Source organism: Bradyrhizobium sp. CB2312 (assembly GCF_029714425.1).
Taxonomy (GTDB): Bacteria; Pseudomonadota; Alphaproteobacteria; order Rhizobiales; family Xanthobacteraceae; genus Bradyrhizobium.
Genome location: NZ_CP121668.1, coordinates 7,098,603 through 7,116,447, shown reverse-complemented (window position 1 = coordinate 7,116,447; position 17,845 = coordinate 7,098,603). Strand labels below are relative to the sequence as shown.

The 17,845-nt window shown below is 64.6% G+C and carries 18 protein-coding genes; 16 read left to right on the top strand and 2 right to left on the bottom strand.

Annotated features, from left to right (window positions below; all coding sequences use genetic code 11):
• The first annotated feature begins 83 nt into the window (after window positions 1-83).
• Window positions 84-3,320, top strand: coding sequence for a cytochrome P450 (locus QA642_RS34635; protein WP_283080895.1), 3,237 nt, complete (start codon window positions 84-86; stop codon window positions 3,318-3,320).
• Between the two features lie 128 nt (window positions 3,321-3,448).
• Window positions 3,449-4,123 carry a spermidine synthase gene (locus tag QA642_RS34630; protein ID WP_283080894.1) on the top strand — a complete coding sequence of 225 codons (675 nt, stop codon included), beginning with the start codon at window positions 3,449-3,451 and terminating at the stop codon, window positions 4,121-4,123.
• A gap of 136 nt (window positions 4,124-4,259) precedes the next feature.
• Here the strand turns inward: QA642_RS34630 and QA642_RS34625 are convergent, their stop codons facing one another.
• Both QA642_RS34625 and QA642_RS34620 read right to left on the bottom strand, forming a co-directional pair.
• Window positions 4,260-4,724 (bottom strand): nuclear transport factor 2 family protein, encoded by a 465-nt coding sequence (locus QA642_RS34625; protein ID WP_283080893.1) that lies wholly within the window; start codon window positions 4,722-4,724, stop codon window positions 4,260-4,262.
• Between the two features lie 126 nt (window positions 4,725-4,850).
• A complete protein-coding gene (locus QA642_RS34620; RefSeq protein WP_283080892.1) occupies window positions 4,851-5,765 on the bottom strand; it encodes an alpha/beta hydrolase in 915 nt (304 codons plus the stop codon).
• A gap of 167 nt (window positions 5,766-5,932) precedes the next feature.
• On the opposite strand from QA642_RS34620, the gene QA642_RS34615 reads away from it, so the two are divergent.
• The 14 genes from QA642_RS34615 (at window position 5,933) to paaK (ending at window position 17,785) form a co-directional block, all read left to right on the top strand.
• The gene (locus QA642_RS34615) at window positions 5,933-6,313 is read left to right on the top strand and encodes a hypothetical protein (protein ID WP_283080891.1); all 381 of its coding nucleotides are present in this window, start codon (window positions 5,933-5,935) and stop codon (window positions 6,311-6,313) included.
• A complete protein-coding gene (locus QA642_RS34610) occupies window positions 6,310-7,392 on the top strand; it encodes an alpha/beta fold hydrolase (RefSeq protein ID WP_283080890.1) in 1,083 nt (360 codons plus the stop codon). The genes QA642_RS34615 and QA642_RS34610 overlap by 4 nt, the downstream gene beginning before the upstream one ends.
• Window positions 7,389-7,982, top strand: a complete 594-nt coding sequence (locus tag QA642_RS34605; protein ID WP_283080889.1) for a GNAT family N-acetyltransferase — start codon at window positions 7,389-7,391, stop codon at window positions 7,980-7,982. Before QA642_RS34610 ends, QA642_RS34605 begins: the two co-directional genes overlap by 4 nt.
• Before the next feature lie 222 nt (window positions 7,983-8,204).
• The gene (locus tag QA642_RS34600) at window positions 8,205-8,660 is read left to right on the top strand and encodes a phasin (RefSeq protein ID WP_283080888.1); all 456 of its coding nucleotides are present in this window, start codon (window positions 8,205-8,207) and stop codon (window positions 8,658-8,660) included.
• A 205-nt stretch (window positions 8,661-8,865) separates the two neighbouring features.
• Window positions 8,866-10,152, top strand: coding sequence for a DUF445 domain-containing protein (locus QA642_RS34595; RefSeq protein WP_283080887.1), 1,287 nt, complete (start codon window positions 8,866-8,868; stop codon window positions 10,150-10,152).
• Between the two features lie 188 nt (window positions 10,153-10,340).
• Complete coding sequence (locus QA642_RS34590) at window positions 10,341-11,111, top strand: alpha/beta hydrolase (RefSeq protein ID WP_283080886.1); 771 nt, start codon at window positions 10,341-10,343, stop codon at window positions 11,109-11,111.
• 213 nt (window positions 11,112-11,324) lie between these two features.
• Window positions 11,325-12,191, top strand: a complete 867-nt coding sequence (gene paaX / locus QA642_RS34585) for a phenylacetic acid degradation operon negative regulatory protein PaaX (protein ID WP_283080885.1) — start codon at window positions 11,325-11,327, stop codon at window positions 12,189-12,191.
• 76 nt (window positions 12,192-12,267) lie between these two features.
• Window positions 12,268-13,260, top strand: a complete 993-nt coding sequence (gene paaA / locus QA642_RS34580; protein WP_283080884.1) for a 1,2-phenylacetyl-CoA epoxidase subunit PaaA — start codon at window positions 12,268-12,270, stop codon at window positions 13,258-13,260.
• 10 nt (window positions 13,261-13,270) lie between these two features.
• Complete coding sequence (gene paaB, locus QA642_RS34575) at window positions 13,271-13,558, top strand: 1,2-phenylacetyl-CoA epoxidase subunit PaaB (RefSeq protein WP_008136594.1); 288 nt, start codon at window positions 13,271-13,273, stop codon at window positions 13,556-13,558.
• Window positions 13,558-14,334: a 1,2-phenylacetyl-CoA epoxidase subunit PaaC gene (paaC, locus tag QA642_RS34570; RefSeq protein WP_283080883.1), complete on the top strand. Its 777-nt coding sequence runs from the start codon at window positions 13,558-13,560 to the stop codon at window positions 14,332-14,334. The genes paaB and paaC overlap by 1 nt, the downstream gene beginning before the upstream one ends.
• Window positions 14,328-14,831, top strand: a complete 504-nt coding sequence (paaD, locus tag QA642_RS34565) for a 1,2-phenylacetyl-CoA epoxidase subunit PaaD (protein ID WP_283080882.1) — start codon at window positions 14,328-14,330, stop codon at window positions 14,829-14,831. The genes paaC and paaD overlap by 7 nt, the downstream gene beginning before the upstream one ends.
• A gap of 2 nt (window positions 14,832-14,833) precedes the next feature.
• A complete protein-coding gene (gene paaE / locus QA642_RS34560; RefSeq protein WP_283080881.1) occupies window positions 14,834-15,916 on the top strand; it encodes a 1,2-phenylacetyl-CoA epoxidase subunit PaaE in 1,083 nt (360 codons plus the stop codon).
• Window positions 15,917-15,971: 55 nt separating this feature from the next.
• Window positions 15,972-16,421, top strand: a complete 450-nt coding sequence (gene paaI, locus QA642_RS34555; protein ID WP_283080880.1) for a hydroxyphenylacetyl-CoA thioesterase PaaI — start codon at window positions 15,972-15,974, stop codon at window positions 16,419-16,421.
• A 32-nt stretch (window positions 16,422-16,453) separates the two neighbouring features.
• Window positions 16,454-17,785, top strand: a complete 1,332-nt coding sequence (gene paaK / locus QA642_RS34550; protein ID WP_283080879.1) for a phenylacetate--CoA ligase PaaK — start codon at window positions 16,454-16,456, stop codon at window positions 17,783-17,785.
• Window positions 17,786-17,845 lie beyond the last annotated feature (60 nt).

Below are 17,845 nucleotides of genomic sequence, written 5' to 3'. Positions count from 1 at the left end.
GCCTCCGCGGATATATTCCTGGATTGCTTCGCTTCGCTCGCAATGACGGCGATGAATACCGAGGCAGGGGGAAGCGCAGTTAAATGTCATCCAAGAACCGACTGAATCCGATCCCGCAGCCGCCGACCAAGCCGGTGGTCGGCAACATGCTGTCGCTGGATTCCGCTGCCCCCGTGCAGCATCTGACGCGGCTGGCCAAGGAGCTGGGCCCGATCTTCTGGCTGGACATGATGGGCGCGCCGATCGTCGTCGTTTCCGGCCACGATCTCGTCGACGAGCTCTCCGACGAGAAGCGTTTCGACAAGACGGTGCGCGGCGCGCTGCGGCGCGTGCGCGCGGTCGGCGGCGACGGCCTGTTCACGGCCGACACCAGGGAGCCGAACTGGAGCAAGGCCCACAACATCCTGCTGCAGCCGTTCGGCAACCGCGCCATGCAGTCCTATCACCCGAGCATGGTCGATATCGCCGAGCAGCTCGTGCAGAAATGGGAGCGGCTCAACGCCGACGACGAGATCGACGTCGTCCACGACATGACGGCGCTGACGCTGGACACGATCGGCCTGTGCGGCTTCGAGTACCGCTTCAACTCGTTCTACCGGCGCGACTATCATCCCTTCGTCGAGTCGCTGGTGCGCTCGCTCGAAACCATCATGATGACGCGCGGCCTGCCGTTCGAGCAGCTTTGGATGCAGAAGCGGCGCAAGACGCTCGCCGAAGACGTCGCCTTCATGAACAAGATGGTCGACGAGATCATCGCCGAGCGCCGCAAGAGTTCGGAAGGAATCGACGACAAGAAGGACATGCTCGCCGCGATGATGACCGGTGTCGATCGCTCCACCGGCGAGCAGCTCGACGACGTCAACATCCGCTACCAGATCAACACGTTCCTGATCGCGGGCCACGAGACGACCAGCGGCCTGCTGTCCTACACGCTCTATGCGCTGCTCAAGCATCCGGACATTCTCAAGAAGGCCTATGACGAGGTCGATCGTGTGTTCGGTCCAGACGTCAACGCGAAGCCGACCTACCAGCAGGTGACGCAGCTCAGCTACATCACGCAGATCCTCAAGGAGGCGCTGCGGCTGTGGCCGCCGGCGCCGGCCTACGGCATCTCGCCGCTCGCCGACGAGACCATCGGCGGCGGTAAGTACAAGCTCCGGAAGGGCACCTTCATCACCATCCTGGTGACGGCGCTGCATCGCGATCCCACCGTCTGGGGGCCGAACCCCGACGCCTTCGACCCCGAGAACTTCAGCCGCGAGGCCGAGGCCAAGCGGCCGGTCAATGCCTGGAAGCCGTTCGGCAACGGCCAGCGCGCCTGTATCGGCCGCGGCTTTGCCATGCACGAGGCCGCACTTGCGCTCGGCATGATCCTGCAACGCTTCAAGCTGATCGACCACCAGCGCTACCAGATGCATCTGAAGGAAACGCTGACGATGAAGCCGGAAGGCTTCAAGATCAAGGTGCGGCCGCGGGCGGACCGCGAGCGCGGCGCCTATGGCGGGCCGATCGCGGCCGCATCCTCAGTGCCGAAGGCGCAGCGCCAGCCGACCACGCGCCCCGGCCACAACACGCCGATGCTGGTGCTCTACGGCTCCAATCTCGGCACCGCCGAAGAGCTTGCGACCCGCATGGCGGATCTTGCCGAGATCAACGGCTTTGCCGTACATCTCGGAGCGCTCGACGACTATGTCGGCAAGCTGCCGCGGGAGGGCGGTGTGCTGATCATCTGCGCCTCCTATAACGGCGCGCCGCCTGACAATGCGACGCAGTTCGTCAAATGGCTCGGCGAGGACCTGCCAAAGGATGCCTTCGCCAATGTGCGCTACGCCGTGTTCGGCTGCGGCAACAGCGATTGGGCGGCGACCTATCAATCCGTGCCGCGCTTCATCGACGAGAAATTGTCGGCGCATGGTGCGCGCGCAGTCTATCCGCGCGGCGAGGGCGATGCGCGCAGCGATCTCGACGGCCAGTTCCAGAAATGGTTCCCGGCGGCCGCGCAAGTCGCGACCAAGGAATTCGGCATCGACTGGAATTTCACCCGCACGGCGGAAGACGATCCGCTCTATGCGATCGAGCCGGTCGCGGTGACCGCCGTTAACACCATCGTCGCCCAGGGCGGCGCGGTGGCGATGAAGGTGCTGGTCAATGCCGAGCTCCAGAACAAGTCCGGCGCAAATCCTTCCGAACGCTCGACCCGCCATATCGAGGTGCAGCTGCCGTCCAGCATCACCTATCGCGTCGGCGATCATTTGAGCGTGGTCCCGCGCAACGATCCAACGCTGGTGGATTCGGTTGCCCGCCGCTTCGGCTTCCTGCCGGCCGATCAGATCAGGCTTCAGGTCGCAGAAGGCCGCCGCGCACAATTGCCGGTGGGGGATGCCGTATCAGTCGGCCGCCTGCTCAGCGAGTTCGTCGAGCTGCAGCAGGTCGCAACGCGCAAGCAAATTCAGATTATGGCGGATCACACCCGTTGCCCCGTCACCAAGCCGAAGCTGCTGGCCTTCGTCGGCGAGGAGGCTGAACCGCTCGAGCGTTACCGCACCGAGATCCTGTCCAGGCGCAAATCGGTGTTCGACCTTCTGCTCGAATATCCCGCCTGCGAATTGCCGTTCCACGTTTATCTCGAAATGCTCTCGCTGCTGGCGCCGCGCTATTACTCGATCTCGTCCTCGCCGTCAGCGGATCCGGCGCGATGCAGCGTCACCGTCGGCGTGGTCGAAGGGCCCGCGGCCTCCGGGCGCGGCGTCTACAAAGGCATCTGCTCGAATTATCTCGCCTACCGGCGCACGGGCGATACGATCTACGCCACTGTGCGTGAGACAAAGGCCGGCTTCCGCCTGCCGGATGATCCATCCGTGCCGATCATCATGATCGGCCCGGGCACGGGCCTTGCGCCGTTCCGTGGCTTCCTCCAGGAGCGCGCCGCCCGCAAGGCGAAAGGGGCCACCCTCGGTCCGGCCATGCTGTTCTTCGGCTGCCGCCATCCCGACCAGGACTTTCTCTATGCGGAGGAGCTGAAGGCACTGGCGGCCGGCGGCATCACCGAGCTGTTCACGGCGTTCTCGCGCGCGGACGGACCAAAGACCTACGTGCAGCACGTGCTCGCCGCCCAAAAGGATAAGGTCTGGCCGCTGATCGAGCAGGGCGCGATCATCTATGTCTGCGGCGATGGCGGCAAGATGGAGCCCGATGTGAAGGCCGCGCTCGTCGCGATCCATCGCGAGAAGACCGGCAGCGATGCCGCCGCCAGTGCGCGGTGGATCGAGGAGATGGGCACGAAGAATCGCTACGTGCTGGACGTCTGGGCGGGGGGATAGGCGCAAGGGCCTGCTCCCGTAGCCCGGATGGAGCGAAGCGAAATCCGGGGCGGTCTTTTCTCTTGAGAGTTTCCCGGATTGCGCTTCGCTCCATCTGGGCTACGAAGTAATCGTGCTAAAGCACTCCCATGATTCCCTGGGAAAAGCTCGACACCGCCAAAATCCCCGGCTCCGACGAGGAGCTTCGCCTGATGCGGCGGGGCAAGGAGTTTTCGATCAAGCTCGGCACCAACGAGCTGATGAACAGCCGCCTGTCGGGCTCCGAGGCCGCGCTCGCGACGCTCGCGGCGAAGAGAATCGAGAAGGTCGCCAAGCCTGTCGTTCTCATCGGCGGTCTCGGCATGGGCTTCACGCTGCGCGCGGCGCTCGCCGTGCTCGGCGCCAAGGCGAAGATCGTCGTCTCCGAGCTCGTGCCGTCGGTCGTCGCCTGGGCGCGAGGCCCGATGGCGGAGGTTTTTGGTGACAGCCTCGATGATGCCAGGGTGAGCATCCGCGAGACCGACGTCGGCGAAATTATCCGGGCGAAGAGCTCGGCCTTCGACGCCATTCTGCTCGACGTCGATAACGGCCCGGAAGGGCTGACCCGGAAAGGCAATGACGCGCTTTATAGTGTGAGCGGATTGAAGGCTGCGAAGACGGCGCTGCGGCCGGGCGGCGTGCTTGGCGTCTGGTCGTCGGGACCCAACCCCGCATTCACCAAGCGCGTTCGCAGCGCCGGTTTCGAGGTCAACGAAGTCAACGTCCGCGCCACCGGCCGAGGCGGCGGTGCACGCCACGTGATCTGGATCGCGCGGAAACCGTAGGGTGGGTAAAGCGACTTGTCCGCCGTAGCTCGAAGAGCGAAGGCGGAAGCGTGCCCACGATTCCTATCGTCGATGTGGAGGGATGGTGGGCACGGCGCGCGAAGTGCGCGCCTTTGCCCACCCTACGAACCGCGGGCTAGAACATCGTGTTGCCGTTGGCCGGGTTCTCGGGAATCTCCTGAACCACATCCCAGTGCTCGACGATCTTGCCGTTCTCCAGCTTGAAGATGTCCACGATCGCGCGTCCCCTGGTGCCGGGCTCGCGAACGGAGTGAACGTGCAGGATGACGTAGTCGCCATCCACGAAGCTGCGCTTGATCTCGCTGTGCGAGTTCGGAAACTTCTCACGGAGGAAGCCGATGAACTTCCGGAAGCCTTCCGGACCATCGGCCGCATTGGGATTGTGCTGCACATAGCGGTTGCCGACATAGGCGAGGGCGGCATCGACGTCCTTCTGGTTGAGGCCCTTCTCGTAGAAGGCAAGCACGGCGGCGCGATTGTCTTCTTCCTGCGCGCTGCCGGCAATCGCGGCGCCGCCAGCGAAGGACAGCACGAGAATGGAGGCCGCAATCATTGCGACGGGCCGGACGATGGGATGCATGTGAGCTCCGAGAGGCCGCAGCCTCTTTATCTTGCGACTGAGGGAGGGCTTGTATAGCTTTCGCGCCGGCGTGCGTTAAGAGAGTAACCGGCAGCTCACATGGTCACCGAGAGGAGACTGACCGGTCTACGCCGCCTTCGCCGCCGCGCCATGCGCGTGCTTGTCGATGGCGGCGATGATCTCCGGCCAGAAGCGCATCGGCAGCGCGTGACCCATGCCCTCGATCATCAGCAGCTTGGCGCCGGGAATGGACGCTGCCGTGTCCTTGCCGCCTTCGGGCCGCACCAGCGGATCGACCGTGCCATGGATCACCAGCGTCGGCGTCTTGACGCTGTGCAGCCGCTCCTTGCGGCTGCCGGAGGCGAGCACGGCGCGGAGCTGGCGGCCGACGCCGGCCGGATTGAGACCGCGTGCAAACACGCGCTCGGCGCGGCCGGGATCGAGCGCTTCCTCTTCCGGAAAGGACCCGGCGCGGAGCACCTTCCAGGTCTCGCCGAAGCGGACCATGAACTCCTCCTTGCTGCGCGGCGGCGGTGCCATCAGCATGGCGGCGGCCTCGCGCGTCGGCGGCGGCACGCGCGGATTGCCCGTCGTCGACATGATCGAGGTCAGCGAGCGCACGCGCTGCGGAAACGACAGCGTCACCTCCTGCGCGATCATGCCGCCCATGGAGGCACCGACGAGATGCGCCGACTTGATGCCGAGCGCATCCATCAGGCCGACCGTGTCCCTGGCCATGTCGATCAGCTTGTAGGGCGCGGCGACGGGGATCCTGAGGAAGCGCAGTTTCAGCAGTTCGAGCGGCGTCAGGCGCTTGCCGCCGGTGAGATGGCTCGACTTGCCGATGTCGCGATTGTCGAAGCGGATCACGCGAAAGCCGCGTGCGGCGAGCTGCTCGCAGAACCCGTCGTCCCAATGGATCATCTGCGCGCCGAGCCCCATGATCAGCAGCAGCGGCTCGGCGTTGTCGTTGCCGAAGATCTCGTAGCAGATGTCGATGCCGTTGGCGCGGACGGTGTGGGGCGGCTGATGGGTGGTCACGGGCGCGGTCCCTCCTGCTGATCGATGCTGTATCGCACGGTTTTGTTCCGCGAAGAAGCCGCGTGCGCGAGATCGCATCCGCGGCTTGCCGGTTGACCGGCACCGCGCAACGGTGTGGTATGGCGAGACAAGAAGGGTGCAAAGCCCTCCACATTGGGAGGACGCTGATGACCGACAAGATCACCGATCCGGTCGCCTTGTGGCAGAAGATGGTTGGCGAGATGGAGAAGGGTTTCAACTCCTTCGCCACCAAGGCCATGGAGACGCCCGAATTCTCGCAGGCGATGAACCGCGCCGGCGGCGTTGCTGCAGGTGCTCAGAAGCAATTCGGCGATCTCATGGAGAAATACCTGCTCTCCATGAACCTGCCGAGCCGCGAGCAGATGACCGGTATCGCCGAACGGCTCCAGTCGATCGAAGGTCAGATCGGCGAGATCAAGTCGATGTTGAGCCAGATGTCGGCCAATTCGGGCGCAGAGCAGGTTGGCGCCGTGCCGCGGCCGCCGCGCACGAAACGTCCGCCGTCCGAAGGCGGAGAGCAAAAATGAACGCGCCGACGGGACTTGATTTCGCAGGGATCCCGGAGCGCATCCAGTCCGAAGTGCAGCGCGCCATCATGCGCAGCATCAAGGGCGTCGAATATTTCTCCACCTCCGGTCCGACGCTCGGCTCGACGCCGAAGGACGTGCTGCATTCGCGCGGCACCATGAGCCTCTATCATTACCGGCCGATGTCGGACGAGATCTACCGCGTGCCGGTGCTGATCGTGATGGCGACCACCAACCGCGGCTACATTCTCGACCTCGTGCCCGGCCAGAGCTTCATCGAGTTCCTGCTGAAGCGGGGCTATGACGTCTACATGCTCGACTGGAGTGCGCCGCGGCCGGAGGAGAAGAGCCTGCGCATGGAGGACTATGTCCTCGACTTCATCCCGGACTGCGTCCGCCGCGTGCAGGCCGATTCCGGCGAGCAGGATGTCTCCGTCGTCGGCTACTGCTTCGGCGGCGTGCTGTCGCTGCTTTACGGCTCGATCTTCAAGGACGGGCCGATGAAGAATTTGATCTGCTTCACCACGCCGATCGACTTCCGCGAAATGAAGCTGTTCTCGAACTTCTCCGACCGCCGCTATTTCGACGTCGACCGCCTCGTCGACAGCGTCGGCAATGTGCCGCCGGAGATGATCCTGTCCTCGTTCGAGATGCTGCGTCCGGCCTCGCGCACGGTGAGCCAGATCCAGCTCTGGGAAAACATCTGGAACGACGAGTTCGTGAAGTCGTACCGGATGTTCGACCGCTGGGCGACCGACACGCTGCCGCTGGCGGGCGAATATTTCCGCACCATCACCAAGGATCTGATGTGGGACAACAAGCTGTTCAACGACACCATGTCGGTCGGCGGCCGCGCGGCGAAGCTCGAAGACATCAAGGTGCCGATCCTGCATGCGGTCGCCGAGCACGATCACATCGTGCCTTATGACGCCGCAAAGCACCTGATCGCCAAGATCGGGTCCGAGGACAAGGAAGAGGTGATGCTGAAAGGCGGTCACGTCTCGCTGGTCGCCGGCGCCAACGCGGTGAAGCGGCTGTGGCCGAAACTGGATTCCTGGCTGGGGAAGAGATCGACATGAGCGAGCAGCGTTCCTATCCGCGTGACGTCAAGACCGAGGCCGGCGAGATCGAGATCCGCCTGATGTCGCCCGCGGACGAGGCCGCGGTGCTGGCCTTCGGCAAGGGCCTACCGACCCATGACCTGTTGTTCCTGCCGCGTAATATCAGCGAGCCGAAGGTGCTGTCGGCCTGGGTCAAGGAGATCGAGCGCGGCGCGATTCAGAGCCTGCTCGCCGTCAAGGACGGCAGGGTCGTCGGCTGCGGCACCTTGGTGCGCGATCCCCACTCCTGGTCGCCGCATGTCGGAGAGATCCGCATGGTGGTCTCGCCCGACGTGCGCGGGAAGGGCGTCGGAAAGGCGGTATCGCAGGAGACCTTTGCGCTCGCTCTAGGGGCGGGCCTCGAAAAACTCTCCGTCCAGATGACCGTGGACCAGCAGGCGGCGATCGCGCTGTTCGAGAGCCTCGGCTTCAAGGCCGAGGCTCTTCTGCGCGACCATGTCCGGGACGTCGACGGCAAGACCCACGACATCGTGGTGCTCGGCCACAACATTGCGCAGGTCCAGGCCCAGATGGAGGCCTATGGTCTGCCGGGCGCCGTCCAGCACTGAAAGGGGGCGTCCAGTACTCGCAGCACCGCCCGGCCTCTTGGGAACCCGATTGGGCAGGGAGGCATCAGGATGCCTTCTGTTAAGGCTGTTCACGATCTCGTGATATCGCAGTGCAATAGGAATATTGCATCGCACAATTAACTATGCCATATAGGTCGTGCCCCGGGCCAATGCGGACGGGGTGAGCCCATAGCTCAACCCAATGAGGATGGAGAGAACCCCATGACCACTGAAACCAACACTGCTTTCGAGGGCTTCAAGGACGCTTTCAAGAACATCCAGAACCTGGAAGTTCCCGAGGCCGCCCGCGAATTCGTCAAGAAGACCGCCAACACCGCCAAGGACCGTGCTGCCGAGGTGTTCGCTGGCTCCGAGCGCGTGACCGCCGCCGTCGAGAACGCGGTGACCGAGTCCGTCACTGAGGCCGGCAAGATCAGCCGCAACATTCAGCATGCGATCTACGAGGACGCCGAGGCGTTCTTCTCGGGTATCGACAAGCTCGCGTCCGCCAAGTCGGTCAGCGAAGCCGTCGAGATCCAGTCGAGCCTGCTCCGCGCCCGCGGCGAAGTGTTCGTCTCGCGCGCCAAGGCGACCGCCGACTATCTCGGCAAGCTCGCCGCCAATGGTGCGAAGTCCGCTCAGGACAACTTTGCCAAGGTCTACACCAAGACCGCCTGATTTGGCCGCCTGAGTAGCAACTGAATATGAGGCCCGCTTCGGCGGGCCTTTTGTTTTTTGTTTTGCGCCGCCGTCATTGCGAGGAGCCCGCGACAAAATTGCAAAGCAATTTTGCGCTGCTGCGACGAAGCAATCCAGAGTCTTTCCACGGGGGCGGGCTGGATTGCTTCGCTTCGCTCGCAATGACGAGTACTGTGATGCAGCCATGAACGCACCCGCCACCTTCTCCTTCGACACTCCCGGCGATGCCGAACGCGCTGCCGAGCTGCGCCGCGTCAAGGCCTTGGCGACGCTGGTGCTGGCCTCGACGCTGGCGCTGTTCATCGTCGCAAAATGGCTGCTGCCCGTGCATCCCGTGTTCGGCTTCATCGCCGCCTTCGCGGAGGCCGCGACCATCGGCGGGCTCGCCGACTGGTATGCGGTGGTCGCACTGTTCAAGCGGCCGCTCGGCCTGCCGATCCCGCATACCGCAATCATCCAGAGCAACCAGGCCCGCATCGCCGACAAGCTCGGCGAGTTCATCCAGGTGCATTTCCTCGAGGCGGGTCCCGTCGAGGCCAAGCTGAAGGAGATCGATTTCGGCTCCTTCGTCGCCGACTGGCTGCGCGACCGCAAGCGAAGCGATGACCTTGCGCGTTTCGCGCTGCGCCTGCTGCCGGAAGCCGTCTCCGCGACGGAAAGCTCCGGCCTGATGACCTTCATCATCCGCCGCATGTCCTCGCAGCTCCAGGCCATCGACCTTGCGCCGCTCGCGGCCGGCACGTTGCGCGGCTTCGTGGCGGAGGGGCGGCATCAGATCCTGTTCGACGATCTCCTGCGGGTGATGCACGAGACGCTGACCCAGAAAGAGACGATGGCGATGATCCGCGACAAGGTGCGCGCGGAGCTGCCGACCCTGCTCAATCTCTATCGCGCCGACAAGTTTCTGGTGAACAAGATCGTGTCGTCCGCCACCGCGTTCTTCAACGAGGTGCGCAGCGATCCCAAGCATCCGTTCCGCGGTGAGTTCGACCGCATGGTGCTCAGCTTCGTCGATCGCCTCGGCACCGACCAAGCCTATATCGACCGCATCGACGGCTTGAAGCGTGACCTGCTCGCGCGCCCCGAGCTTGCAGATCTCGCCCGCACTGTCTGGGCCAACACGCGCTCCTTCATCGAGCGCAGCGCGAGTGGCGAGACGCAGGTTTTGCAGCATCATCTTGCCGGCATGTTCGTTTCGGCTGGCGAGGCGCTCGCCGGCGATGCCGAGCTGCGCGGCGAGATCAACCAGGGTCTCGTGACGGTGCTGCGCAGCTTCGTCGCCGACCAGAAGAGCGGCGTCTCGACCTTCATCTCCGACCAGGTCAAGGCGTGGAATATGACGCAGCTGATTTCGCTGATCGAAATCAACATCGGCCGCGACCTGCAATACATCCGCTTCAACGGCTCGCTGATCGGCGGCCTCGCCGGTCTTGCGCTATACTCCGTAGAATTCCTGCTTCGATTGCTGTGACTTTTGCGTCACGGCCGTTAGCATTAACGTGCGGACCTATTGTCGCTTCGCGTCTCTCCCGCTTGAATATCCGGAACCGGCCGCCTAGCTGATTCATGTTGCGCTGCGGAACGTTCAAGAAGCCGGCGTATTGGAATTCATGCCCATTGCCGGCATCGCGACCGGCGCCTTCTCCAGGGGATCCATTGATGACCGCTACTGCCCAGACGCTGCGTCCACCGTCCCGTACTCTGATGTTCTTGGAAGGGCGCGCGATCCACGAGTTCGGCGCATTCCTCGGCGCGCTGCCGCTCCTAAGCCTCGCGCCGCGCGGCGATGGGCATCCGGTGCTGGTGCTGCCGGGCCTCGTGGCCTCCGACGCGTCCACGCGCGCGCTACGCACGTTCCTGACCAGCAAGGGCTATGCGGTGAGCGGCTGGCGCCAGGGCCGCAATTACGGCCTGCGGCCGGGTGTGCAGCATGCGATGGTCGATCTGGTCGAGGAGCTCAACGACAAGCACGGCCGCAAGATCAGCCTCGTCGGCTGGAGCCTGGGCGGCCTCTACGCGCGCCAGCTCGCCAAGATGATGCCGGAGCGCGTGCGCCAGGTGATCACGCTCGGCAGCCCCTTCGCCGGTAACCCCCGATCGACCAATGCCTGGCGCGTCTATGAATGGGCGAGCGGCCGCCGCGCTGACGAGGTCGATCCATGCTTCGGCGGCGAGCTCGCCGTGCCGCCGCCGGTGCCGACCTCTGCCATCTTCAGCCGCACCGACGGTGTCTGCGCCTGGCAAGGCTGCATGGAGAAGTCGGGCGCGCAGACCGAGAGCATCGAGGTCGAGAGCAGCCATTGCGGCATGGGCCACCATCCCGCCGCGGTCTACGCCGTCGCCGACCGCCTCGCGCAGAAGGAAGGCCAGTGGCGCCCGTTCGATCGCAGCGGCTGGCGCAGCCTGGCCTATCCCGATCCGCATCGGTAGCACTTCTCTTCACCTCGCCCCGCTTGCGGGGAGAGGTCGGATCGCATCGGAGATGCGATCCGGGTGAGGGGAGTCTCCACGAGTCCAACTCTCACCGAACGTGCGGAGGGTCCCCCTCATCCCGACCTTCTCCCCGCAAGCGGGGCGAAGGAGAAGAGGAAGCGTCGCTGCCGTCCATTGTCGCGCCCGCACCAAACGCGCTATGCCTCGCGCATGGCGCATCCGTTGTCCCGCATCATCGACCAGCTCAAGCGCGAGCCGTCGCGCACCGGCTCCATCGTCATCACCGTGTTCGGCGATGCCATCGTGCCACGCGGCGGTGTGGTGTGGCTCGGCACGCTGCTGGAGTTCTTCGAAGGCCTCGACATCGACAGCGGCGTGGTGCGCACCGCGATGTCGCGGCTTGCCGCCGATGGCTGGCTGACGCGCGAAAAGGTCGGCCGCAACAGTTTCTATCGCCTCGCCGACAAGGGGCGCCAGACGTTTGAAGCCGCGACGCGCCACATCTACGATCCACCGCCGTCGGACTGGACCGGACGCTTCGAGCTGCTGCTGATCGGCAATGGCGAGGACCGCGACGTCTCGCGCGAAGCGCTGCGCAACGCCGGTTTCGGCAGCCCGCTGCCAGGCGTATGGGTGGCGCCATCGGGTGTGCCGGTGCCGGACGAAGCTGCGGGTGCGATCCGTCTCGAAGTCGCCGCCGAGGACGACAATGGCCGCCGCCTGCTCAGCGCGAGCTGGCCGCTGGAGCGCACCGCGGACGCCTATCTGAAATTCATGAAGACCTTTGAGCCGCTGCGCGCCGCGATCGCGCGCGGCACGGATCTGTCCGAGGCTGAAGCGTTCACCGCGCGCATCCTCTTGATCCACTACTACCGCCGTGTCGTGCTGCGCGATCCGCTGCTGCCCGAGAGCCTGCTGCCGACGGACTGGCCGGGCAGGGCGGCCCGCGCGCTCTGCGGCGAGATCTATCGCGCGCTGCTTGCCCCGTCCGAACAATGGCTTGATGGCCACGGAACCAACGAAAAGGGGCCGCTGCCGCCCGCCCGAAAGCTCCTGGAAAGGAGGTTCGAGGCCTGATTTATATGTTACAGAAATATCTTGCATGACATAATTTCTGTTATATATTGCCTCCCAATAAAACGGGAGGACGCGCATGTACACCCAGGCGCTGAACACGGCCGAGACCGACGATCGCGGTCTGGAGGACGCAGGCAAAGCCGCGCAGTTCCAGGCCCGCATCGATGCCGAGGAGCGCATCGAGCCGAACGACTGGATGCCGGCGGCCTATCGCAAGACGCTGACCCGCCAGATCTCCCAGCACGCCCATTCCGAAATCGTCGGGATGCTGCCCGAAGGCAATTGGATCACGCGCGCGCCGACCTTGCGCCGCAAGGCCGCGTTGCTCGCCAAGGTGCAGGACGAGTGCGGCCATGGGCTTTATCTCTACGCCGCGGCCGAGACGCTCGGCACCTCGCGCGAGGAGCTGGTCGATGCGATGCTCGCAGGGAAAGCCAAGTATTCCTCGATCTTCAACTATCCGACGCTGACCTGGGCCGATATCGGCACGATCGGCTGGCTGGTCGACGGCGCCGCGATCATGAACCAGATCCCGCTGTGCCGCTGCTCCTATGGTCCCTATGCGCGCGCGATGATCCGCGTTTGTAAGGAGGAGTCGTTCCATCAGCGCCAGGGCTACGAGATCATGCTGACGCTGTGCCGCGGCTCGGACGAGCAGAAGGCGATGGCGCAGGACGCGCTGAACCGCTGGTGGTGGCCGGTGCTGATGATGTTCGGCCCGCCCGATGCCACGAGCCAGCACAGCGACACTTCGACCAAGTGGAAGATCAAGCGCTTCTCCAACGACGAGCTGCGCCAGAAATTCGTCGATGCCACCGTCCCGCAGGCGCAATATCTCGGCCTCACCATTCCCGATCCCGGCATGACGCAGGATGCGGAAGGGCACTGGCGCTACAGCGAGATCGACTGGACCGAGTTCAAGCAGGTGCTCGCCGGCAACGGCCCCTGCAACCGCGATCGCATGGCCGCGCGCCGCAAGGCACACGACGATGGCGCCTGGGTGCGCGAGGCGGCGGCCGCTTACGCGGCCAAGCGCGCGCAGCGTCGGACCGCGCAAGCCGCGGAATAGGGAGATCAATATGGCCACGCCGAATACACCGCTGTGGGAAGTCTTCATACGCAGCCGCAACGGGCTCGCGCACAAGCATGTCGGCTCGCTGCATGCGAGCGATGCGACCATGGCGCTGCAAGCCGCCCGCGATATCTACACCCGGCGCGGCGAGGGCCTGTCGATCTGGGTCGTGCCCTCGACCGCGATCACCGCGAGCGATCCCGCAGAGAAGGGCATGATGTTCGAGCCGGCGGAATCCAAGATCTACCGGCACCCGACCTTCTATGAGGTGCCGGAAGAAGTGGGGCACATGTGATGGCGACCGCCAACATCCAGGTCTCCGAAGCGCCGCTGGTGCTCTACGCGCTGCGCCGGGCCGATGATGCGCTGATCCTCGGCCACAGGCTGTCGGAATGGTGCGGGCATGCGCCGATGCTGGAAGAGGACATGGCGCTCTCCAACATCGCGCTCGACCTGATCGGCCAGGCTCGCGAGCTGTACACTTATGCCGCCAAGGTTGAAGGCAGGGACAACGACGAGGACAAGCTCGCTTACCTGCGTGACGTCAGGCAGTACCGCAACCTGCTGCTGGTCGAGCAGCCTAATGGCGACTTCGCCCAGACCCTGGTGCGGCAGTTCTTCTATTCCGCCTTCGCCGATCTCTACTGGCGCGCGATGATGACTTCGCGCGATGCGACGCTCGCGGCCATCGCCGCCAAGTCGGAGAAGGAGAGCGCCTATCATTTGCGCCACGCGTCGGAATGGATCATCCGGCTCGGCGACGGCACGGACGAAAGCCATCGACGTGCGCAGGCTGCGATCGATCACCTCTGGGCCTTCAACGGCGAGATGTTCGTCGTCGATGATGGCGAGCGCGCGCTGATTCATGCCGGTATCGCCGTCGATCCCGGGACCTTGCGCGGCCGTTGGCTGACAATTCTCTCTGATGTCGTCGGCGAAGCCACGCTCGCGCTGCCGCAGAACGACTGGACGCAGCAGGGTGGCCGCGCCGGCCGGCACAGCGAGCATCTTGGCCATCTCCTGTCCGAGCTGCAATCGATGCAGCGAACGTTTCCGGGGCTCACATGGTGACGGTGCTGGACCGTGACAGCGAGCTGCGCCGGCGCGCCTGGGATGCCGCGGCGAGCGTGGTCGATCCCGAAATTCCTGTGCTGACCATCGCCGATCTCGGCGTGCTCCGCGATGTCGTCATCGACGGCGACCGCGTCGAGGTCGCGATCACGCCGACCTATTCAGGCTGCCCGGCCATGAACATGATCGCGCTCGAAATCGAGGTCGCGCTGGAGCGTGCCGGCTTTCGTCGCCCGAAGGTGCGCACGGTGCTGTCGCCGGCCTGGACCACCGACTGGATGAGCGAGGAGGGCCGCGAGAAGCTGCGCGCCTACGGCATCGCACCGCCTCAGGCTTCGCACTCGCGCCGCGCGCTGTTCGGTGCGCAGGCCGTCGCATGTCCGCAATGCGGCTCCGACAAGACCGAGCTGCTGTCCGAGTTCGGCTCGACCTCGTGCAAGGCGCTGTGGCGCTGCAAGGCCTGCCGCGAACCCTTCGATTATTTCAAGTGTCATTGACCATGTCCGCAGCCGCACCACGCTTCCATCGTCTGGCCGTCGCCGATCTCCGCCGCGAGGCGTCGGATGCGGTTTCAATGACCTTCACCATCCCCGGTGAACTCGCCGACGACTACGCCTTCACGCCCGGCCAGTACCTCACCCTCCGCACCATGCTCGACGGCGAAGAGGTGCGCCGCTCCTATTCGATCTGCTCCGGCCCTGATGACGGCGAGATCCGTATCGCCGTGAAGAAGGTCGACGGCGGTGCGTTTTCGAACTGGGCGGCGGACGAATTGAAATGCGGCGATGAGCTCGACGTCATGACGCCCACGGGGCGATTTGGCGTGGTTCCGCCTGCCGAAGCGGGGCGCATCCATGTCGGCTTCGCCGCGGGCTCCGGCATCACGCCGATCCTGTCGATCGTCAAGGGCATCCTCGCGCGCGAGCCGCACAGCCGCTTCTTCCTGTTCTATGGCAACCGCGCCACCGACAACATCATGTTCCTCGAGGCGCTCGAGGAGCTCAAGGATCGTTTCATCGATCGTCTCTCGCTCTTCCACGTCATCTCCGGCGAGGAGCAGGACATCCCGATCCTGCATGGCCGGCTCGATGGCGACAAGGTGAGGGTGCTGCTGCGCTCGCTGGTGCCGGCAACAAGCGTCGACCACGTCTTCATCTGCGGTCCCCTCGGCATGAGCGAGGAGATCGAAGTGACCTGCCGCGATCTCGGCATCGCGGATGAGTGCATCCACGTCGAGCGTTTCGTCTCCGAGTTCGGCGGCAAGCCGCGGCCGAAGAAGGCCGTTGCGCCCGATGCGCCGCCGAAGGCGATCGCCTCCCTGATCATCGACGGCAAGCGCCGCGACGTGCCGGTCGCCGAGGACGAAGCGATCCTCGATGCCGCGTTGCGCGCCGGCGTCGATCTGCCCTTCGCCTGCAAGGGCGGCATGTGCTCGACCTGCCGCGCCAAGCTGGTCGAGGGTGAGGCGCCGATGGACCTCAACTATTCGCTGGAACCATGGGAGCTGAAGGCCGGCTTTGTCCTGACCTGCCAGGCCAAGCCAGCCTCCGCGCGCGTCGTGGTCGACTACGACCACGTTTGACAGTTTTGACCAGGCAGCAGAACATCATGAGCAAACGATTGACCGGGAGAAGCGCGTGAACGTCAAAGCCGCCCTGTCACCTCAGGATATTGCGCGCGCCTGCGCTGATGCGATGTGGGCGGAGGACGATGCATCCAAAGGTCTCGGCATGGAGATCGTCGAGATCGGCCCGGGCTTTGCGACGCTCGCGATGACGGTGCGGCCGGACATGGTCAACGGCCAGCGCATCGCCCATGGCGGCTTCATCTTCACGCTCGCCGATTCTGCCTTTGCGTTCGCCTGCAACTCGCACAACGAGCGCGTGGTGGCGGCGCAGGGGCAGATCACCTTCATCAAGCCCGGCAGGCTCGGCGACCGCCTCGTCGCGAAGGCGCGCGAGGTGACCCGTGGCGGCCGCTCCGGCATCTACGATGTGCGCGTTACCGTCGGCGACTCCGTCATCGCGGAATTCCGCGGGCATTCCCGTGTCATTCCCGGCACATGGCTGCCCGCGCAGGATCAATAAAGAAAAGAACAAATCAATGTGGGGAAACGAGGATGGCTCTGACGAGGCTCAAGGAAGGTGGCAACGCCTATAGTGCCGAGATGGACGCGCATGAGCGTGCGTCACGCGACGAGATCATGGCGTTGCAGACGCAGCGCCTTGCCTGGTCGTTGAAGCACGCCTACGACAACGTCGCGCATTATCGCAAGGCGTTCGACAAGGCCGACGCGCATCCGTCCGACTTTCGCGAGCTCTCCGATCTCGCGAAATTCCCGTTCACGGTGAAGACGGATCTCCGCGACAACTACCCCTTCAACATGTTCGCGGTGCCGCGCGAGAAGCTGGTGCGCGTGCATGCCTCTTCGGGCACCACGGGCAAGCCGATCGTCGTCGGCTACACCCAGCGCGACATCGACACCTGGTCCGAGGTGATGGCGCGCTCGATCCGCGCCGCCGGCGGCCGCACCGGCATGATCATCCACAACGCCTATGGCTACGGCCTCTTCACCGGCGGTCTCGGCGTTCACTACGGCGCCGAAAAGCTCGGCTGCACGGTGGTGCCGATCTCCGGCGGCATGACCGAGCGGCAGGTGCAGCTCATCAACGACTTCAGGCCCGACATCATCACGGTGACGCCGAGCTACATGCTCGCGATCCTCGACGAGTTCAAGCGTCAGAAGCTCGATCCGCGCCAGTGCTCGCTCAAGGTCGGTATCTTCGGTGCCGAGCCCTGGACCAACGCGATGCGCGGCGAGATCGAGGATGCCTTCGACATGGACGCGACCGACATCTATGGCCTGTCCGAGGTGATCGGTCCCGGCGTCGCGCAGGAATGCATCGAGACCAAGGACGGCCTGCACATCTGGGAGGACCATTTCTATCCGGAGGTGATCGATCCCGAGACCGGTGCGGTGCTGCCCGATGGCGAGAAGGGCGAGCTCGTCTTCACCTCCCTCACCAAGGAGGCCTTTCCGGTGATCCGCTATCGCACCCGCGACCTGACGCGGCTGCTGCCGGGCACGGCGCGTCCGGGCATGCGGCGCATGGAGAAGGTGACGGGCCGCTCCGACGACATGATCATCCTGCGCGGCGTCAATCTGTTCCCGACCCAGATCGAGGAGGTCCTGCTCGCGACCGACTGGTGCGGCGGCCATTTCATCCTGGAGCTCACCCGAGAGGGCCGCATGGACGAGCTGACCATCATCGCCGAGGCGCGGCCCGAGAGCTGGGACGGCCGGGGCCTCGTCGACCATGCCGACCGGGTCTCGACCCATATCAAGAATACGATCGGCATCAGCTCCAGGGTCCAGGTGGTCGCGCCGGCCACGCTGGAGCGCTCGCTCGGCAAGGCCAAGCGCCTCTACGACAAGCGGCCCAAGGACTGACTTGACGGATTGACTTGACCGCCCCCAGGGGCGACAAGGCCCGCGAGAAATCGCGGGTCT

Coding starts and splice junctions, on each gene's coding strand:
- QA642_RS34635 (WP_283080895.1), top strand. CDS start 84: ATGTCATCCAAGAACCGACTGAATCCGATCCCGCAGCCGCCGACCAAG.
- QA642_RS34630 (WP_283080894.1), top strand. CDS start 3,449: ATGATTCCCTGGGAAAAGCTCGACACCGCCAAAATCCCCGGCTCCGAC.
- QA642_RS34625 (WP_283080893.1), bottom strand. CDS start 4,724: ATGCATCCCATCGTCCGGCCCGTCGCAATGATTGCGGCCTCCATTCTC.
- QA642_RS34615 (WP_283080891.1), top strand. CDS start 5,933: ATGACCGACAAGATCACCGATCCGGTCGCCTTGTGGCAGAAGATGGTT.
- QA642_RS34610 (WP_283080890.1), top strand. CDS start 6,310: ATGAACGCGCCGACGGGACTTGATTTCGCAGGGATCCCGGAGCGCATC.
- QA642_RS34605 (WP_283080889.1), top strand. CDS start 7,389: ATGAGCGAGCAGCGTTCCTATCCGCGTGACGTCAAGACCGAGGCCGGC.
- QA642_RS34600 (WP_283080888.1), top strand. CDS start 8,205: ATGACCACTGAAACCAACACTGCTTTCGAGGGCTTCAAGGACGCTTTC.
- QA642_RS34595 (WP_283080887.1), top strand. CDS start 8,866: ATGAACGCACCCGCCACCTTCTCCTTCGACACTCCCGGCGATGCCGAA.
- QA642_RS34590 (WP_283080886.1), top strand. CDS start 10,341: ATGACCGCTACTGCCCAGACGCTGCGTCCACCGTCCCGTACTCTGATG.
- paaX (WP_283080885.1), top strand. CDS start 11,325: ATGGCGCATCCGTTGTCCCGCATCATCGACCAGCTCAAGCGCGAGCCG.
- paaA (WP_283080884.1), top strand. CDS start 12,268: ATGTACACCCAGGCGCTGAACACGGCCGAGACCGACGATCGCGGTCTG.
- paaB (WP_008136594.1), top strand. CDS start 13,271: ATGGCCACGCCGAATACACCGCTGTGGGAAGTCTTCATACGCAGCCGC.
- paaC (WP_283080883.1), top strand. CDS start 13,558: ATGGCGACCGCCAACATCCAGGTCTCCGAAGCGCCGCTGGTGCTCTAC.
- paaD (WP_283080882.1), top strand. CDS start 14,328: ATGGTGACGGTGCTGGACCGTGACAGCGAGCTGCGCCGGCGCGCCTGG.
- paaE (WP_283080881.1), top strand. CDS start 14,834: ATGTCCGCAGCCGCACCACGCTTCCATCGTCTGGCCGTCGCCGATCTC.
- paaK (WP_283080879.1), top strand. CDS start 16,454: ATGGCTCTGACGAGGCTCAAGGAAGGTGGCAACGCCTATAGTGCCGAG.